This window comes from Sporosarcina luteola (genome assembly GCF_023715535.1).
GTDB lineage: Bacteria > Bacillota > Bacilli > Bacillales_A > Planococcaceae > Sporosarcina > Sporosarcina luteola_B.
Genome location: NZ_JAMBOI010000002.1, coordinates 628,196 through 643,122, shown reverse-complemented (window position 1 = coordinate 643,122; position 14,927 = coordinate 628,196). Strand labels below are relative to the sequence as shown.

The window sequence follows — 14,927 nt, the reverse complement described above, 5'->3', positions numbered from 1 at the left end:
TTTATTTTTGTTGACTCCTCTTATTATGTGTAAAATGGGGTACGGGAAGTATAGGGATCATAATAGGAGGCGACATCATGTCACATATCCAATTCATACGGAATTTAATTATTGAAACGCCATCGAAACCTGGAAATTTTGCAAAGGTGGCTTTAGCCATCGGTGAATTGAAGGGTGATATTGGAGATATCCAAACAATCAAAGTTGGCACGTTATCGACAATAAGGGATGTTTCCGTTCAGTGCACGAGCGAGGAGCAGTTGGAGCAAATTGTAGAAGCCATCAATGCAATCGGAGACGGAATTCAAGTACATGCTGTAACAGATGATGTTTTGCACGCACATGAAGGCGGCAAGATTGCGATGAAGAGCAGGGTGGAAGTCCGTTCCTTGGGAGATCTCCGTAGAATTTATACGCCAGGAGTCGCTAATGTATGTAAAGTGATTCAAAACGATCCGGTGCAGGCAGATTATTTCACTGGCATTTCAAACACGGTCGCCATTGTGACGGACGGGACGGCAATTTTAGGTCTTGGAAATATTGGTCCTGTCGCAGGAATGCCTGTCATGGAAGGAAAGGCGGTCCTGTTCGATCAATTCGCAGGTATCAGCGGAATTCCGATATTACTTAACACGAGCGATCCTGATGAGGTTGTGGAAACCGTCAAGCATATCCACCAAAGCTTCGGAGGGATTCTATTGGAGGATATCGGGTCGCCGCATTGTTTCGAAATTGAAGAGCGTCTAAAAGCGGAACTACCTATTCCGGTCATGCATGACGACCAACACGGAACAGCTGTCGTCACGCTTGCTTCAGCACTTTCGGCATGCCGACAATCGGGAGTGGAATTGTCTCAATCCGTCGTCGGCCAAATTGGATTGGGTGCGGCGGGCCTTGCAATTAGCAGGATGTTCATGGCATATGGTGTGAAGGAAATGCGCGGAGTTGATCCGAATCCTGAAGCCATTGAAAGACTGAAACAGCATGGCGGAACCGCTTTGGAATCAGTCGAAGAGATTATGCAAACTTGTGATATTGTTATTGCAACGACTGGCGTGCAAGGGTTGATCAAACCCGAAATGGTCCGTAAAGGTCAAATTATTTTGGCGCTGTCCAATCCGAATTCGGAAATTGATCCAGAAGCTGCGCTAGAAGCAGGAGCTGCATTTGCCGCGGATGGCAGGCAAGTGAATAATATACTAGGTTTTCCTGGAATTTTCAGAGGGGCTTTAAATGCGCATGCGGAAGAGATCACATATCCGATGCTCATCGCTGCTGCGCTCGCAATTCTGGATAGTACGAAACCGGGTGACCTCGTTCCACATCCACTGGATCCAGCAGTGCATGAAAATGTTGCGAACGCTGTGGAACGCGTCGCAAATGAAAAGGTAAGTTCTATCTGAAATGCTGTATCGTTTGTCCAAAGTGATCCATACTACGACAAAAAAGGATGGGTCACTTATGGAAAACGACAAAGTCAGAATGTACGTATCAATCGCCAATCAACAAATCTACCCACATAAATATGCTTCACCTTGGGAATACGAGTTGGAGATGAGCCGGGAGTTTCTGCCGGTTTTCCAACAACTTTTCAGTCAGATGGATCGACTGGAATTCCGCAACTTCCTGCGATCCCATTTGCCATACATCCCTTATCATTATGATCGGGACAATCATGATGTCGATCGCAGGACGATGATGCTCTATGCATTGATCCATGAATTTACGGATGTTGAAACGAAGAAGTTCATTGAACAGCTGCCGTATTTTGCAAAAGGCAGGCCATTGATCACCTCGGCTCCCGTTCAACCATCCAATTGAGCGAGAAAGGACGTGAAGTCAAATAGCAACTACATTTATGGATTTACGAGGAGCACAAGTTGAGCTGACTTTCGGGGAGAATCGCATAGGCATGGAAGCTAGACATGTGCTCGTTGTATTGAAGCATGAAGGGAGATGGCTCGTTACTCGCCACTCCATCCGCGGTATCGAATTCCCCGGCGGCAAGGCGGAAAACGGCGAAACGATTTCCGAAGCCGCAATTCGAGAAACGATTGAAGAAACAGGCGTGACAATTACGGATCTTGTCAAATTTGCCGAGTACGTCGTCATGAGCAATGTGACTTTTTGCAAGGCTGTATTTACAGGGAAAGTTTCCAGCATTGATGAAAATCCAGAGTTATTCGAAACGGAAGGCGCATTGTGGATGACCGATGAAGAATTGGCAAATTGCAATGAGCTGAGTTTCCATATGAAAGATGCCGGAATGGTAAAAATCCGAAAGTGGGTGGATGCATATGTTTCCTAACGGGGCGATTTTCCACCGGAGAGCGTATCCATCGCCGAATCCAAGTATCCGTCTTGAAGAAATAACGTATTGGTCGGATGGGCTGAAGGTGAAGGGTTTGCTTGCTGAACCGATAAGTGGAGGCAACTATGAAGGGATCATCTATTTGCGCGGAGGCATGCAGCATATCGGCATGGTCCGTCCTGCCCGGATTGCCCAGTTCGCTTCCCAAGGTTTTGTCGTATTTGCTCCTTATTACCGTGGCAACAGGGGCGGTGAAGGGCGTGATGAGTTCGCAGGGGACGATCGCCAAGATGCGGTCTATGCAGTTGAAGTGTTGAAGCAGAGTCCGAAGTTGAACAAGGATCGGATCCATCTTTATGCTTTCTCCCGTGGCGGCATCATGGCACTATGGACAGCGATTTTACGCGAGGATATCACGTCTGTTGTGACTTGGGCTGGTGTCTCGGATGTCATCTTTACATATAATGAACGCGAGGATATGCGCCGTATGATGAAGCGTGTCATCGGCGGCACTCCGAATAACATGCCTGAAGCATATCGTGAACGGACGGCATTATTCAGAGTGGATGAAATCAATGCGCCTGTTTTGATTATCCACGGCATGAAGGATGAAAATGTTTCGTTTGAACAGGCGATATTGCTTGAGGATGCATTGCGTGAGAAGGAGAAGCAGTACGAAACCTGGTATTTCCCCGACTATACCCATTACTTCCCGACCGCGCATAATGCGCAGATTGTACGGGATTTATGTGATTGGATGAGACGGCAAGGGAATGAATAAAATCAATAAAAAAACAACCGTAAATGGTTGTTTCAGACTGTAGACAAACACCAGAGATTTTAGGGTTTGCCTACAGTCTTTTTCGTTTTAATATTGTGTTAAAACTAGAAAAGTTGATTTCCGCTGCGGTCGGACGCTTTCCGCGGGCACGGCTTCAATCTCCTCGTCACTTCGTGTCTGCGGGGCTTTCAGCTCGCGCTGTTCCCGCCGGAGTCGCCGACCTCCGCTCCAATCAATGGTATTTCCTTAGCGTGTCTACAAAGTTTCGTAACAGGATAATTTCACTAGAGCACATATGGCCTTGCGGAAATAACAAATATCCGTCAGGTCTATTTGTCATACTCACTTCTCTAATATAGTGGCACCTGTTGCTTGTAGTGCAGGCGCCGACTCCTGCGGGAATAGCATGAGCCTTGAGACCCCGCAGGGCGCATGCCTTTCGCGACCGAGGAGGCTCAAGCCATGCCCCGCGGAAAGCGTGCGCCGGAACGGAAAGCAACAGCCTGTTGACATGAATAGCATCTCAAATTAAAGAAATCAGTAAAACACTTGACTACAGGTAAGAAAGCGTCCGCCCTTAACGGAAATCAACGTCGTGTAGTCTAACGTTTGTTCATTAATGCGTCTAATAAGACAAAAGGGATTAAAATCAATTTGATTTCAATCCCTTTTAGAAGCAACCGTAATGGTTGTTAAGCTTTGCGTTTACTGGCATCATTTGGAACAAGGAAGATAATTGATAACAATGCAATCACTGCGAAAATGACGTTGGCAATGATACCTCCGGTTGCTGCTGCATGTACCCCGCTATTTTCTGAAATCACCGCATATACAGTAGCTGAAATTGCGACTCCAAAAGCTCCACCGAGTGAACTTGCCATTTTATAAATTCCTGAAGCGGCACCTATTTTTTCATCCGGTGCATTCGAGACGGCAGTGTCGGTGGAAGGGGTCGCATAAATTCCTAACCCAAATCCGAACACAGCAAAACCTAAAAATACTACGACAGTATAGGCGAGATCCGGTAAAAACGTGAGACCCATCACACCAACACCGATGAGTGTAAATATAGTACCCCAAACCATTGGTTTTTTCGCACCGACTTTTTGAAGAATCTTTTCACCGACGCGAATCATGGAAAGTACGACAACCAGATAACCGATGGAAAGCATACCCGATTGGAAGGATGTAAATCCTCGTCCTTGTTGTACATACGTATTTGCAACGACAAGCGTTCCAGCCACAGCATTGAGCAAGAAGTTTGAAATAGTTGCCCCTGTATAAGGCATGTTTTTAAATAATTTAAAATCGATTAATGCGTTCTCCTTGCCATTCTCAACTTTAATGAAAGCAAATGCGCCAATAACTGCAACGGCTAACAAAACAATCGTAATCCAGTTAGTCCAACCAAGTTCATCACCTTGTGTAATGAAAATATTCAAAGCTAACATTGTGATGATAAATACAATCAGGCCGCTAACATCAAACTTGGAGTTACCGGTTTGTTTTGCTTTACTCTCAGGAGTGTCTTTAAGTAACCACAAGGCAAGAATTGCAAAAATGATGGAGAAAATGAAAATCCATTTCCATCCCAAATATGTTGCAACAGCTCCGCCAAATAATGAACAGACACCAGAACCACCCCAAGAACCGATTGACCAGTAACTTAGTGCCCGTTGACGTTCTGCCCCTTCAAAATAATCTTTCATCAAGGCAATCGTTGAAGGCATAATACACGCAGCTGATAAACCTTGAATGATCCGGCCAATAATGAGTAAGAATGCCCCATTTGCAAGAACTAGACAAAGGGAACCAATGATACTTAGAATAAGACCTAAGTTTGTTATTTTCTTCCGCCCGACTTTATCAGCAAGACCACCTGCCGCCACAATGAAAATTCCTGAAAAAAGTGCAGTTAAACTAATTGCAATGTTTACGGTCCCGGAGGAAATGCCTAAATCGTTCTGAACTGCAGGAACAACGTTCACCATTGATTGTGCAAATAACCAGAATGTCAATACACCAAATACTATTCCTATAATCAACTTATTTGTACCTTTATAAGCAGTTGTCATATTTTACTCTCCCTTTTTAAAATCACTCAATTTATTGTCTGCAGAATTAGTGTTTCTATGCGAAATTATATTTGAGCAAACTTTATGGGAGAAAATGAATTGCATGCCGAAAGATAAAAACGATCCAGGTGCAAAAATAGCACCTGGATCGTTACTTTTTCTATAATGATTAGGCAATTGGTCCGCCTTTTTGAGTGATTTCTTCAGAAACATGACCGAATTTCGTGAAGTTCTCACGGAATAGATCAGCCAATTCTTTCGCTTTTTGATCATAAGCCGCTGGATCGCTCCATGCATTGCGAGGGTTCAATACTTCAGTCGGTACACCGGCAATGACTTTAGGCATTGCTAGACCGAAAACTGCATTCATCTCGAATTCTGTATTGTTCAATTCGCCAGCAAGCGCTGCGCGGACCATAGTGCGGGTATGCTTCAATGCCATACGCTGACCTACACCGTAAACTCCGCCAGTCCAACCTGTGTTGACGAGGAATACTTGAGCATCATGTTCGTCGATTTTCTTCCCTAGCATTTCTGCGTAGACCGTTGCAGGCAACGGAAGGAAAGGGGCGCCAAAGCATGTAGAGAATGTTGCTTCCGGTGAAGTGACGCCGCGCTCAGTTCCTGCAAGTTTCGACGTGAAACCGCTCAGGAAGTGATACATTGCTTGTTCCTTCGTCAATTTAGAGATTGGAGGCAAAACACCGAATGCATCTGCAGTCAAGAAGATGATCGTCTTAGGGTGTCCCGCAGCAGATGGCACTGCAATATTATCAATATAATTGATTGGGTACGCTGCACGCGTATTTTCAGTCAATGAATTATCGTCATAATCCGGCTTGCGCGTCTTTTCATTCAAGACGACGTTTTCCAAAACGGAACCGAAACGAATCGCTCCGTAAATTTCAGGCTCCTTCTCTTGTGACAGATTAATCGTTTTTGCATAGCAGCCGCCTTCGATATTGAAGACGCCAGTTTCGGACCAGCCGTGCTCATCATCACCGATCAGCTTGCGGTCAGCATCTGCGGAAAGCGTCGTTTTTCCTGTGCCGGAAAGGCCGAAGAACAAAGCGACATCCCCTTCTTCGCCAACGTTAGCTGAGCAGTGCATTGGAAGGATGCCTCGCTCAGGAAGCAAGTAGTTCATGACGGAGAAAATGGATTTTTTCATTTCTCCCGCATATTCCGTACCGCCGATCAACACAATGCGCTTTTCAAGTGATACAATGATGAAGGTTTCGGATTTCGTTCCGTCAACTGTAGGATCCGCTTTGAACGTTGGAGCAGCAATAACTGTGAATTGTGCTTCATGGGTTTTCAACTCTTCTGCAGTAGGGCGGATGAAGAGATTATGGACAAATAGGTTTTGCCATGCAAATTCGTTAATGACTTGAATGGATAGCTGAGATGCTTTATCAGCCCCTGCAAAGCCTTTGAATACGAAGAGTTCTTCCTTCGCTTTCAAGTGTTTAAGAACTTTCTTATATAATGAATCAAAGATTTCAGATGAGATTGGGCGGTTCACTTTGCCCCAGTCGATTTTGTCTTTTGAAGAGTCTTCTTCGACAATATATTTGTCCTGAGGGGAACGACCTGTATACTTTCCTGTCTCGGCAGTAAGGGCGCCGTCTGCGGAAAGTTTCGCTTCTCCACGGGAAGTAGCTTTTTCAACCAGTTCCGCCACTGAAGGCTGTATGTTTACGTTGTTGCCTGAAAGTAACTCGTGTAATCCGTTTTCAATTTTAGCTGAAATCATTTTTTGGTACCGTCCTTTGCATGTAATCCCATTAGATGGGTATCATCACATTTCGTAAATAGTATAACACATTTAGAATAATAATCTATACTAATGAAAAACTCAAGTACATATGTCTAAAAATGTTTGACAAAGTGCAGACTTTTTCGTAGGATTGTTTATTGAACGGATACTCTTATCCCGAGCTGGCGGAGGGACAGGCCCTATGAAGCCCGGCAACCTGCGTGGACCATTAGTGGCCGCGAGAAGGTGCCAAACCTGGAGCAAGGTTGAATTCCTTGGACGATAAGAGTGAAAGGTGCTGCTATTGAAATTATGCCTTTCCTCATGTGTATTTACGTGAGAGAAGGGCTTTTTTATTGATTTTCTATAAAGCCCTTAATCCTTGTGTATGTTGACGTCGACTCTCTAGGCGCTGAACTTACTGGGACAATTAGAGTACCGTATCAATATTTGCAAGACGTTAAGGAGGAAACCACAATGACAAATCGCCGATTATTCACTTCTGAGTCGGTAACAGAAGGACATCCGGACAAAATGTGCGATCAGATTTCTGATGCCATTTTGGACGCTATCTTAGAGGAAGACCCGAATGCACGCGTAGCCTGTGAAACTACGATTACTACAGGACTCGTACTCGTCATCGGGGAAATCACGACAACAACGTATGTAGACATCCCGAAAGTTGTACGGGACACAGTTAAGGAGATCGGCTATACTCGAGCGAAATTCGGTTTCGACTGGGAGACATCATCTGTATTGACTTCCATCGATGAGCAATCTTCTGATATTGCTGCGAGCGTTGACCAGGCACTGGAAGCACGTGAAGGGACAATGAGTGATGAAGAGCTTGAAGCGATCGGAGCGGGTGACCAAGGGCTGATGTTCGGTTACGCTTGTAATGAAACGCCTGAGCTAATGCCGATGCCAATCAGTTTATCCCACAAGCTTTCACGCAGACTTGCGCAAGTGAGAAAAGATGACACACTTGATTATTTGCGTCCTGACGGAAAAACACAAGTGACGGTGGAATATGATGAGGATAATAAACCGATGCGGATTGACACAATTGTCATTTCCACTCAACACCACCCTGATATCACTTTGGAACAAATTCAAAATGACATTAAGGAACACGTTATTTATCCAGTCGTCCCTTCCGAGCTTTTGGATGGAGAGACAAAATACTTCATCAACCCATCTGGACGTTTTGTTATCGGCGGACCACAAGGGGATGCCGGATTGACGGGTAGGAAGATCATCGTTGATACATATGGCGGCTATGCGCGTCATGGCGGTGGTGCATTCTCCGGAAAAGATGCGACAAAAGTCGACCGTTCAGCATCCTATGCTGCACGTTATGTAGCGAAGAACATCGTTGCTGCTGGTCTCGCAGATCGTTGTGAAGTCCAACTTGCATATGCAATCGGTGTTGCAAAACCGGTTTCGATTTCCATCGATACATTCGGCACAGGCAAAGTCGAGGAAAGCAAGCTTGTGGAAATCGTGCGCGAGCTGTTCGATCTACGCCCGGCAGGCATTATTAAAATGCTCGACCTGCGCCGTCCAATTTATAAGCAGACTGCGGCATACGGACATTTCGGACGTACCGACGTTGAACTTCCTTGGGAGCAGACGGACAAAGCGGCTGAATTGCTTGAGAAAGCTGGACTGACTGTTTGATGTAAAAGTGTGGAAGCAAAGGAGAAATCCTGGCTTCCTTTTTTTATTGTGGAATGAGAAGTTTTTGGGGAGAACGAGAACTATTTACCGTGGACTGAGAAGTTATTGGCGGAAAACGAGAACTCTTTCGCGAAGAACGAGAAGTTACCGGGGAAAAACGAGAACTCAGAGAATGGTGGATACAAAGGGAACCTAACCAGATTCATAGCGTTTATAATATAACAAGAAAAGTGAGGCAGGCGATTCCAAAATGGCGTTCAGCTTATTATTAATTGTGGCTCTCATAGGGATAGTGGCTTTTGTTGCGTTAGTGAGTATCATCATCTTAGTAGTGTCTAAAAATAAATAAAGGTGCCGCTCGACATCGAGCAGCACCCGCTTTTTATTTCTGCATCTCCTTGTAAATCCGTCCTTTTTCAACATAGCTGTTCAAGATGCGTTCCATATCTGCACGGTCATCGTCATTCAATTCGCGGACCACTTTTGCGGGTGAACCGAGAGCGAGGCAGCCAGGCGGAACTTTCTTGCCGGGCGGGACAAGGCTGCCCGCGCCGATGAACGCTCCCTCACCGATTTCCGCACCATCCAAAATGATCGAGCCCATTCCGATAAGCGCACCTTTACGTACGACACAACTATGTAAGAGTGCCTTATGGCCAACTGTCACGTCGTCCTCAATTACTAACGTCTTACCAGGGCTTTGATGCAAACAGCTTAAATCTTGGATGCTGACCCGTTCACCGATTATCGTCGGGGCGACATCTCCCCTAATGACGGTATTGAACCAGATGGAACTGTCTGCCCCGATTGTTACATCGCCCGTAATTGTCACATAATCCGCGATATAGACAGATGGATCGATTTGCGGCGTCTTTCCGTTGTATGAATAAATCATGAAACGTCTCCTCTTTTCTTAAAATCATGTATAATTTATCGTAACATAAAATTTTCATTTACATAAAGGGGAGGTGAGTCCATGTGGAAATGGGAAGCGGAAGGACAGCCGAAAGCAGTGATTGTGATTGTCCATAATGCTTACGAACATCATCGCAGGTATGCGTGGCTCATTCAAAAGCTGCGGAACGGCGGTTTCCATGTCGTAACAAGCGACTTGCCGGGGCATGGTTCTGAAAGCGGAAGAAGAACCCATGATGAACCGTTCGAGTCGTATGTGGACCATGTGAAGAAAATGATCGACATTGCGCTAGAGGATAATTTGCCGTTATTCGTGCTTGGCCACGGACTTGGCGCCACGATTGTCATGCATATCCTGCAACGTGAAAAGCTGGAGTGCGCAGGCTTTGTGTTCAGCTCCCCTTGGCTCTCCTTGAAGCACCAGCCCTCCAAGTTTTCAGGAGTGCTGACGAAGCTTTCAAGTTCCATGAAATTGAATCATGACATTACAATTGAATTACTGACGCAGAACTATGACATGTACATAGAGTTCCAGAACGATCGGGATTATAGCTCCGCGATCGTCGCGTCTTGGTATCGTGAGCTGCATGCTATGATGAAATCGATCATATATCATGAAGAAAGTATTTTCGATACACCTGTCCTGATTCACACGGGAGAACATGATAAAATCACTGATACTTCATTTGCAAAAAGATGGCTGTTGAACCAGCATCTATCGGAATTTCAATACAAGGAATGGAAAAGACTGTACCATGATCTTTATCAAGAACCTGAGAGAGAGGAAGTATATTTGTACATTGAATCATTCATGAACAATGTCCTTCGCTCACTCGGTTATATTGTTTGAATCACAAACACTTAGGGGAGTGGTTATTTTGACGGTTATCGGGTTTGTCAGGCACGGCGTTACGGCGTAGAATAAGGAAGGAAGAGCGCAAGGCAATTCGGACGTGCCTTTGGACGATGAAGGAATCGAAATGGCGAAGAGTGTGGCCGAAAGATTGTCCAAGGAGCAGTGGGATGTCATTTACACAAGCCATTTAATCAGAGCAAAGAAGACGGCAGAAATTATTGCGGAACAAATGCCTGATGTTGAGCTTGTGGAGGATGCCCGATTACGTGAATTCAGCGGTGGGCTAATTGAGGGGACGACCGAGGCGGAGCGCATCGAGAAGTGGGGGAAGGATTGGAAAGAACAGGACATGGGCTTTGAACCGCATGAATCCATCGTTTCCCGCGGAATGGAATCCATTGCGGACATCAAAAACAAGCATGCAGGCCAACGGGTATTGGTCGTCAGCCATGGTGGATTAATCAAAAGGCTTTTAAATGAGCTGATTACGGATACGAAATATGAAACGCATCTGGACAACACCTCACTGACAATCGTCGAACTGAATGACGACAAAAATCTTTGCCAACTATTCAACTGCACTGCCCATTTGCAACAGAAGGTTGAGTCTTAATCAAAGCACATCAGGTTCTTTGAAAATAAACCATTCATACCTTCACTGGTCTATACTATATACTATATAAATAGTGAAATCGGGGGCTTTCATATGAAAAAAGAAACCACTACTGAAATCTTGTCTTGGATAAAAGCCATTGTAGTCGCTTGCGTACTCGTATTCGCGATCAGGCACTTCCTATTTTCACCGGTCATTGTATCCGGTCAATCGATGGAGCCGACATTCGAATCGGAAAACCGAGTCATCATTTCAAAAATCCACAAGCTTGATCATTTTGATTTGGTCGTCTTCCATGCACCGGGTTCGCAGGAGGATTATATTAAACGGGTGATCGGCTTGCCGGGTGACACGGTTGTCATGAAGGACGACAAGCTCTTCATCAACGGAAAAGAGTATGAAGAAAACTATATTCAAGAGAATAAGGAAAGACTTTTCGAGGATCAAAAATTAACGGAGGACTTTGAAGTTACCGTCCCGGATGGGCAGCTTTTTGTATTGGGTGATAATCGCAGGAACAGCACCGATAGCCGCATAATTGGCTGTATCGATCAAGATTCTGTTGTCGGCAAGGTCGGCTTCAGATTTTATCCACTCAACTCAATCGGCATTCCAAAGTAAATGATGAGTAACACTCCTTCTTTCGGGTATTCCTATATATAGACTACCTATAAAGGAGCGATGACAATGTCCAAAGAAAATATGAAAAAAGAAACCGGCAACAAAGAACATACGAACAGGGCCCAATTGGCGGGAACCGAGTATACTGATGAACAACGGCATACGAACGAAGTCGCCTCCACAGCTTATCAAGGCAGCAAGAAGGAAAAAGTGGATATTCAAAACGATAAACTAGAATCAGGCGGCTTTTAGTCAACAACCTCTGCGAAAATGCAGAGGTTGTTTCTTTTTCAAGGACATCGGCTCTACAAAAAAGCGCTCGTATGGTAAATTAAGTTCATCGTAAGAAGAAGGAGTACGTATGCAATGACTGATTTTTTTACAAGAAAAAAGAATGAACTACAAATAGAATTAAACGAAATACAAAAAAATGCCGTTTTGCAGACGGAAGGTCCGCTGCTGTTATTAGCATGTCCCGGATCGGGGAAAACAACAACAATGATCATGCGGATCGGCTATCTGATCGAGGAGAAAAATGTTAACCCGAATCGCATCAAAGCAATCACATTCAGCCGGGCATCAGCACGGGATATGACAGAGCGCTTTCAACGTTTTTTCCCGCAGTATCCTCCAGTCGATTTCTCGACCATTCATAGCCTCGCATTCACAATCACACGCATGTACTTGCAAAAGACAGGCGTCGCATTCGAATTGATTGAAGGCGGCGGGAAAGGGAAACAGGTGCTCACAAAAACGGCTTTGCTAAAACGCCTCTACAAAGAAGCGCTTCGGGAAGACGGCACGGAAGAGGAAATGGCCTCGTTATCAACATTCATCAGTTATTTGAAAAACAGGATGATTCCTTTCAACGAGTGGGATCAGGTAGAGGCACCGTTTGAGAAGGCGGGCAACATCGCATTGAGCTATGAACAATTCAAATCGAAGACGGAAGGGCATCTCCTCCTCGATTTTGATGATATGTTGTCCATCGCGGAACAGGCGCTGCGTATGGATGAACAACTTGCCGAACAGTTCCGCTCGCGATACGACTATATTTTGACAGATGAGAGCCAGGACACATCGCTCGTTCAACATCGGATAGTCGAACATCTCGTTGCACACCACGGCAATCTTTGCGTCGTGGCGGATGACGATCAATCCATCTACACATGGCGCGGAGCGGATCCCGCTTATTTACTGAACTTCAAACTAGTATACCCGGATGCAAAATTGCTCAGGATGGAACAGAATTACCGCTCCTCCAAAGAGATAGTTGATACGGCCGCCCAATTCATTACTCGCAATAAGCAAAGATATATAAAAGAGATGCGGACGGAAAATAAAGAGTCGGGACCGATTGTCATAAAACAATTCGAAGACCCGAAACGGCTTCTGGAGTATGTCACATATGAATTATTGGATGAGCAGAATCTTGAGGAAGTCGCTATTTTATTCAGGAACAATTCTTCTTCCACTATGTATGTCAACGAACTGCATAGAAGAGGGATCCCTTTCTATATGAAAGATGCGGATGATCGATTCTTTTCCCATTGGGTTGTAGAAGATATTTTAAATTTCATGCGCCTCAGCTTCAATACGGAACGAAAGGATATCTTCGCGAAAGTCGCCATGAAAATGAAACTGTTCATTTCACGCGATATGTTGTCGAAGTTCATGAATCAAACGACATCTGGAAATGTTTTTGAGGCATTTGTCCAAACTGTCCAATTGAAAGGCAGTCAAATCGAAAAATTGGATACTTGCATTGATGTCTATAAACGGATCCCTGACATGCGTCCAGTCCAAATAATCCGAATGATCCGATATGAGCTCGAATATGAAGAAGCTTTAAAAAGCCGGGCAGCAAAATTCGGGTACCGGATCGATCATCTTCTCGGCATCCTTGACACACTCGAAGGCATCGCCTCCCAAGTGCGAACGATGGTCGAATTTGCGAATCGTTTGAAGGATTTGGAACAAGCTGTCCAACAGGCAAGATTCAATCCCCCTGAAAATGCCTTGACATTGTCTACATTTCATAGTGCCAAAGGATTGGAATTCAGGCGCGTGTTTATGATCGATTTAGTGAAAGGCATCATTCCTTCCGAAGAGGATGAATTGGACCCACTGATGCTGGAAGAGGCAAGACGATTGTTTTATGTCGGAATGACACGGGCAAAAGAACGATTGGAATTGCTCTCTTACCGGGAGGCGAATGGGAAGACCAAAGAGGATTCGAGATTTCTGAATGAAGTGCGGGGAATCTTGATGAAACCCGAAGAACGGAAATCGGAGAAATTGAAGAAAGCCGATTTGTCGACACTGCCAGATCCAGATGGCATTAGTGATAGAACTGTATTATCTGTAGGGATGCACGTCATGCACCGCGTGTTTGGAAGAGGGGTCATCAAAGGAATCGGCGAGGAGAATATCCGAATTCAATTCGGAGAGACTGAAAAGCAGCTATTGCTTGAGACTATTTTATCTCGCCGTTTATTGAAAGAGGTTGAGTTATGAAACAAGCCCTTTTTGTCGGCATTGCAGGAGCGATCGGAGCGATTTGCCGAATAGGGATCGGACGGCTGCTCGAAGGGTCATCGGAATTTCCAATTGGGACATTGACTGCCAATCTGCTAGGGACATTCATTCTTTGTCTTCTCGGGGCGGGGGTCATTCACCGGCTGACTGCTGATCAGAAACTTCAGACTGCGATAACGACTGGATTTTTAGGTTCCTTTACAACATTTTCCGCGTTCAGCATGGAAACGGTCAGTCTTTTTCAAAATGGACAATTGGTGCTATCCATCATGTATTTCAGCAGCAGCATTATAGGAGGACTTGTCGTAGGAATCATCGGCTTACGGATTGGGAACAGGATGGTGAGCGAATGACAGCAGCTGAAGCGTTTGCCGTCGGGGCAGGGGGATTCATCGGAGCAGTTCTGCGGTATTTCATTTCGACACGGATGAACAAAGAGAAAAGAATTCCGATGGGGACATTTGCTGTCAATTTGGTTGGCTCTTTGCTGATCGGTCTTATTTTCGGCTTTGAATTGCCAAAGCTTTGGACAGTCTTTCTTGTATCTGGCTTGGTCGGTGCCCTTACGACTTTTTCAACGCTCATGAAAGAATTGATTCAGTTATGGAGGAGCGGTCAAAGAAAAGAAGCGATTTTCTATAGTATTTGGACATTCGGGTTCGGGACCCTTCTAGCTTATGTGGGATTTGTAATTGGACAATTGTGCTAATTTGCTGTTTGTTTGGGGAAGCTCTTGACGGGAATAGAGTAGGAGACTACTAAAACCGAATGGAGGAAA

The 14,927-nt window shown here is 45.0% G+C and carries 14 protein-coding genes, 1 pseudogene and 1 riboswitch; of the genes and pseudogenes, 12 read left to right on the top strand and 3 right to left on the bottom strand.

The window, feature by feature from the left end:
- Window positions 1-77: 77 nt before the first annotated feature.
- From M3191_RS06745 to M3191_RS06730, 4 genes are all read left to right on the top strand, one after another.
- Complete coding sequence (locus M3191_RS06745; protein WP_251699250.1) at window positions 78-1,403, top strand: NAD-dependent malic enzyme; 1,326 nt, start codon at window positions 78-80, stop codon at window positions 1,401-1,403.
- A gap of 58 nt (window positions 1,404-1,461) precedes the next feature.
- Window positions 1,462-1,821 (top strand): transposase, encoded by a 360-nt coding sequence (locus tag M3191_RS06740; protein WP_251699248.1) that lies wholly within the window; start codon window positions 1,462-1,464, stop codon window positions 1,819-1,821.
- Window positions 1,822-1,912: 91 nt separating this feature from the next.
- On the top strand, window positions 1,913-2,308 hold the full coding sequence (locus tag M3191_RS06735) for an NUDIX hydrolase (protein WP_251699247.1): 396 nt from the start codon (window positions 1,913-1,915) through the stop codon (window positions 2,306-2,308).
- A complete protein-coding gene (locus tag M3191_RS06730; protein ID WP_251699245.1) occupies window positions 2,298-3,092 on the top strand; it encodes an alpha/beta hydrolase family protein in 795 nt (264 codons plus the stop codon). The genes M3191_RS06735 and M3191_RS06730 overlap by 11 nt, the downstream gene beginning before the upstream one ends.
- A gap of 692 nt (window positions 3,093-3,784) precedes the next feature.
- Here M3191_RS06730 and M3191_RS06725 read toward each other — a convergent pair.
- Both M3191_RS06725 and pckA read right to left on the bottom strand, forming a co-directional pair.
- On the bottom strand, window positions 3,785-5,167 hold the full coding sequence (locus M3191_RS06725; RefSeq protein WP_251699243.1) for an MFS transporter: 1,383 nt from the start codon (window positions 5,165-5,167) through the stop codon (window positions 3,785-3,787).
- Window positions 5,168-5,336: 169 nt separating this feature from the next.
- Entirely contained in the window at window positions 5,337-6,923 is a 1,587-nt protein-coding gene (gene pckA, locus M3191_RS06720; protein ID WP_251699241.1) for a phosphoenolpyruvate carboxykinase (ATP), read from the bottom strand.
- A 172-nt stretch (window positions 6,924-7,095) separates the two neighbouring features.
- Window positions 7,096-7,215, top strand: a riboswitch (SAM riboswitch).
- Window positions 7,216-7,403: 188 nt separating this feature from the next.
- On the opposite strand from pckA, the gene metK reads away from it, so the two are divergent.
- Window positions 7,404-8,606, top strand: coding sequence for a methionine adenosyltransferase (gene metK / locus M3191_RS06715; RefSeq protein WP_251699239.1), 1,203 nt, complete (start codon window positions 7,404-7,406; stop codon window positions 8,604-8,606).
- Between the two features lie 382 nt (window positions 8,607-8,988).
- Here the strand turns inward: metK and M3191_RS06710 are convergent, their stop codons facing one another.
- Window positions 8,989-9,501: a gamma carbonic anhydrase gene (locus M3191_RS06710; protein ID WP_251699237.1), complete on the bottom strand. Its 513-nt coding sequence runs from the start codon at window positions 9,499-9,501 to the stop codon at window positions 8,989-8,991.
- 81 nt (window positions 9,502-9,582) lie between these two features.
- Between M3191_RS06710 and M3191_RS06705 the strand changes: the two genes are divergently transcribed.
- The 7 genes and pseudogenes from M3191_RS06705 (at window position 9,583) to crcB (ending at window position 14,858) form a co-directional block, all read left to right on the top strand.
- Window positions 9,583-10,371, top strand: a complete 789-nt coding sequence (locus M3191_RS06705) for an alpha/beta hydrolase (RefSeq protein WP_251695074.1) — start codon at window positions 9,583-9,585, stop codon at window positions 10,369-10,371.
- A gap of 82 nt (window positions 10,372-10,453) precedes the next feature.
- Window positions 10,454-10,990 (top strand): annotated as a pseudogene (locus tag M3191_RS06700) (histidine phosphatase family protein); the annotation flags it as partial.
- Window positions 10,991-11,083: 93 nt separating this feature from the next.
- Entirely contained in the window at window positions 11,084-11,611 is a 528-nt protein-coding gene (gene lepB, locus M3191_RS06695; protein ID WP_251623583.1) for a signal peptidase I, read from the top strand.
- A 66-nt stretch (window positions 11,612-11,677) separates the two neighbouring features.
- The gene (locus M3191_RS06690; protein ID WP_251699235.1) at window positions 11,678-11,863 is read left to right on the top strand and encodes a hypothetical protein; all 186 of its coding nucleotides are present in this window, start codon (window positions 11,678-11,680) and stop codon (window positions 11,861-11,863) included.
- A gap of 114 nt (window positions 11,864-11,977) precedes the next feature.
- Window positions 11,978-14,128: an ATP-dependent helicase gene (locus tag M3191_RS06685; protein ID WP_251699233.1), complete on the top strand. Its 2,151-nt coding sequence runs from the start codon at window positions 11,978-11,980 to the stop codon at window positions 14,126-14,128.
- Window positions 14,125-14,502: a fluoride efflux transporter FluC gene (locus M3191_RS06680; RefSeq protein ID WP_251699231.1), complete on the top strand. Its 378-nt coding sequence runs from the start codon at window positions 14,125-14,127 to the stop codon at window positions 14,500-14,502. Before M3191_RS06685 ends, M3191_RS06680 begins: the two co-directional genes overlap by 4 nt.
- Entirely contained in the window at window positions 14,499-14,858 is a 360-nt protein-coding gene (crcB, locus tag M3191_RS06675) for a fluoride efflux transporter CrcB (RefSeq protein ID WP_251699229.1), read from the top strand. The genes M3191_RS06680 and crcB overlap by 4 nt, the downstream gene beginning before the upstream one ends.
- The last annotated feature ends 69 nt before the right edge of the window (window positions 14,859-14,927 follow it).

Excerpts from the sequence above, each read along its gene's own strand:
- M3191_RS06745 (WP_251699250.1), top strand. The coding sequence starts at position 78 with ATGTCACATATCCAATTCATACGGAATTTAATTATTGAAACGCCATCG.
- M3191_RS06690 (WP_251699235.1), top strand. The coding sequence starts at position 11,678 with ATGTCCAAAGAAAATATGAAAAAAGAAACCGGCAACAAAGAACATACG.
- metK (WP_251699239.1), top strand. The coding sequence starts at position 7,404 with ATGACAAATCGCCGATTATTCACTTCTGAGTCGGTAACAGAAGGACAT.
- M3191_RS06735 (WP_251699247.1), top strand. The coding sequence starts at position 1,913 with ATGGAAGCTAGACATGTGCTCGTTGTATTGAAGCATGAAGGGAGATGG.
- lepB (WP_251623583.1), top strand. The coding sequence starts at position 11,084 with ATGAAAAAAGAAACCACTACTGAAATCTTGTCTTGGATAAAAGCCATT.
- crcB (WP_251699229.1), top strand. The coding sequence starts at position 14,499 with ATGACAGCAGCTGAAGCGTTTGCCGTCGGGGCAGGGGGATTCATCGGA.
- M3191_RS06725 (WP_251699243.1), bottom strand. The coding sequence starts at position 5,167 with ATGACAACTGCTTATAAAGGTACAAATAAGTTGATTATAGGAATAGTA.
- M3191_RS06680 (WP_251699231.1), top strand. The coding sequence starts at position 14,125 with ATGAAACAAGCCCTTTTTGTCGGCATTGCAGGAGCGATCGGAGCGATT.
- pckA (WP_251699241.1), bottom strand. The coding sequence starts at position 6,923 with ATGATTTCAGCTAAAATTGAAAACGGATTACACGAGTTACTTTCAGGC.
- M3191_RS06710 (WP_251699237.1), bottom strand. The coding sequence starts at position 9,501 with ATGATTTATTCATACAACGGAAAGACGCCGCAAATCGATCCATCTGTC.
- M3191_RS06730 (WP_251699245.1), top strand. The coding sequence starts at position 2,298 with ATGTTTCCTAACGGGGCGATTTTCCACCGGAGAGCGTATCCATCGCCG.
- M3191_RS06705 (WP_251695074.1), top strand. The coding sequence starts at position 9,583 with ATGTGGAAATGGGAAGCGGAAGGACAGCCGAAAGCAGTGATTGTGATT.
- M3191_RS06740 (WP_251699248.1), top strand. The coding sequence starts at position 1,462 with ATGGAAAACGACAAAGTCAGAATGTACGTATCAATCGCCAATCAACAA.
- M3191_RS06685 (WP_251699233.1), top strand. The coding sequence starts at position 11,978 with ATGACTGATTTTTTTACAAGAAAAAAGAATGAACTACAAATAGAATTA.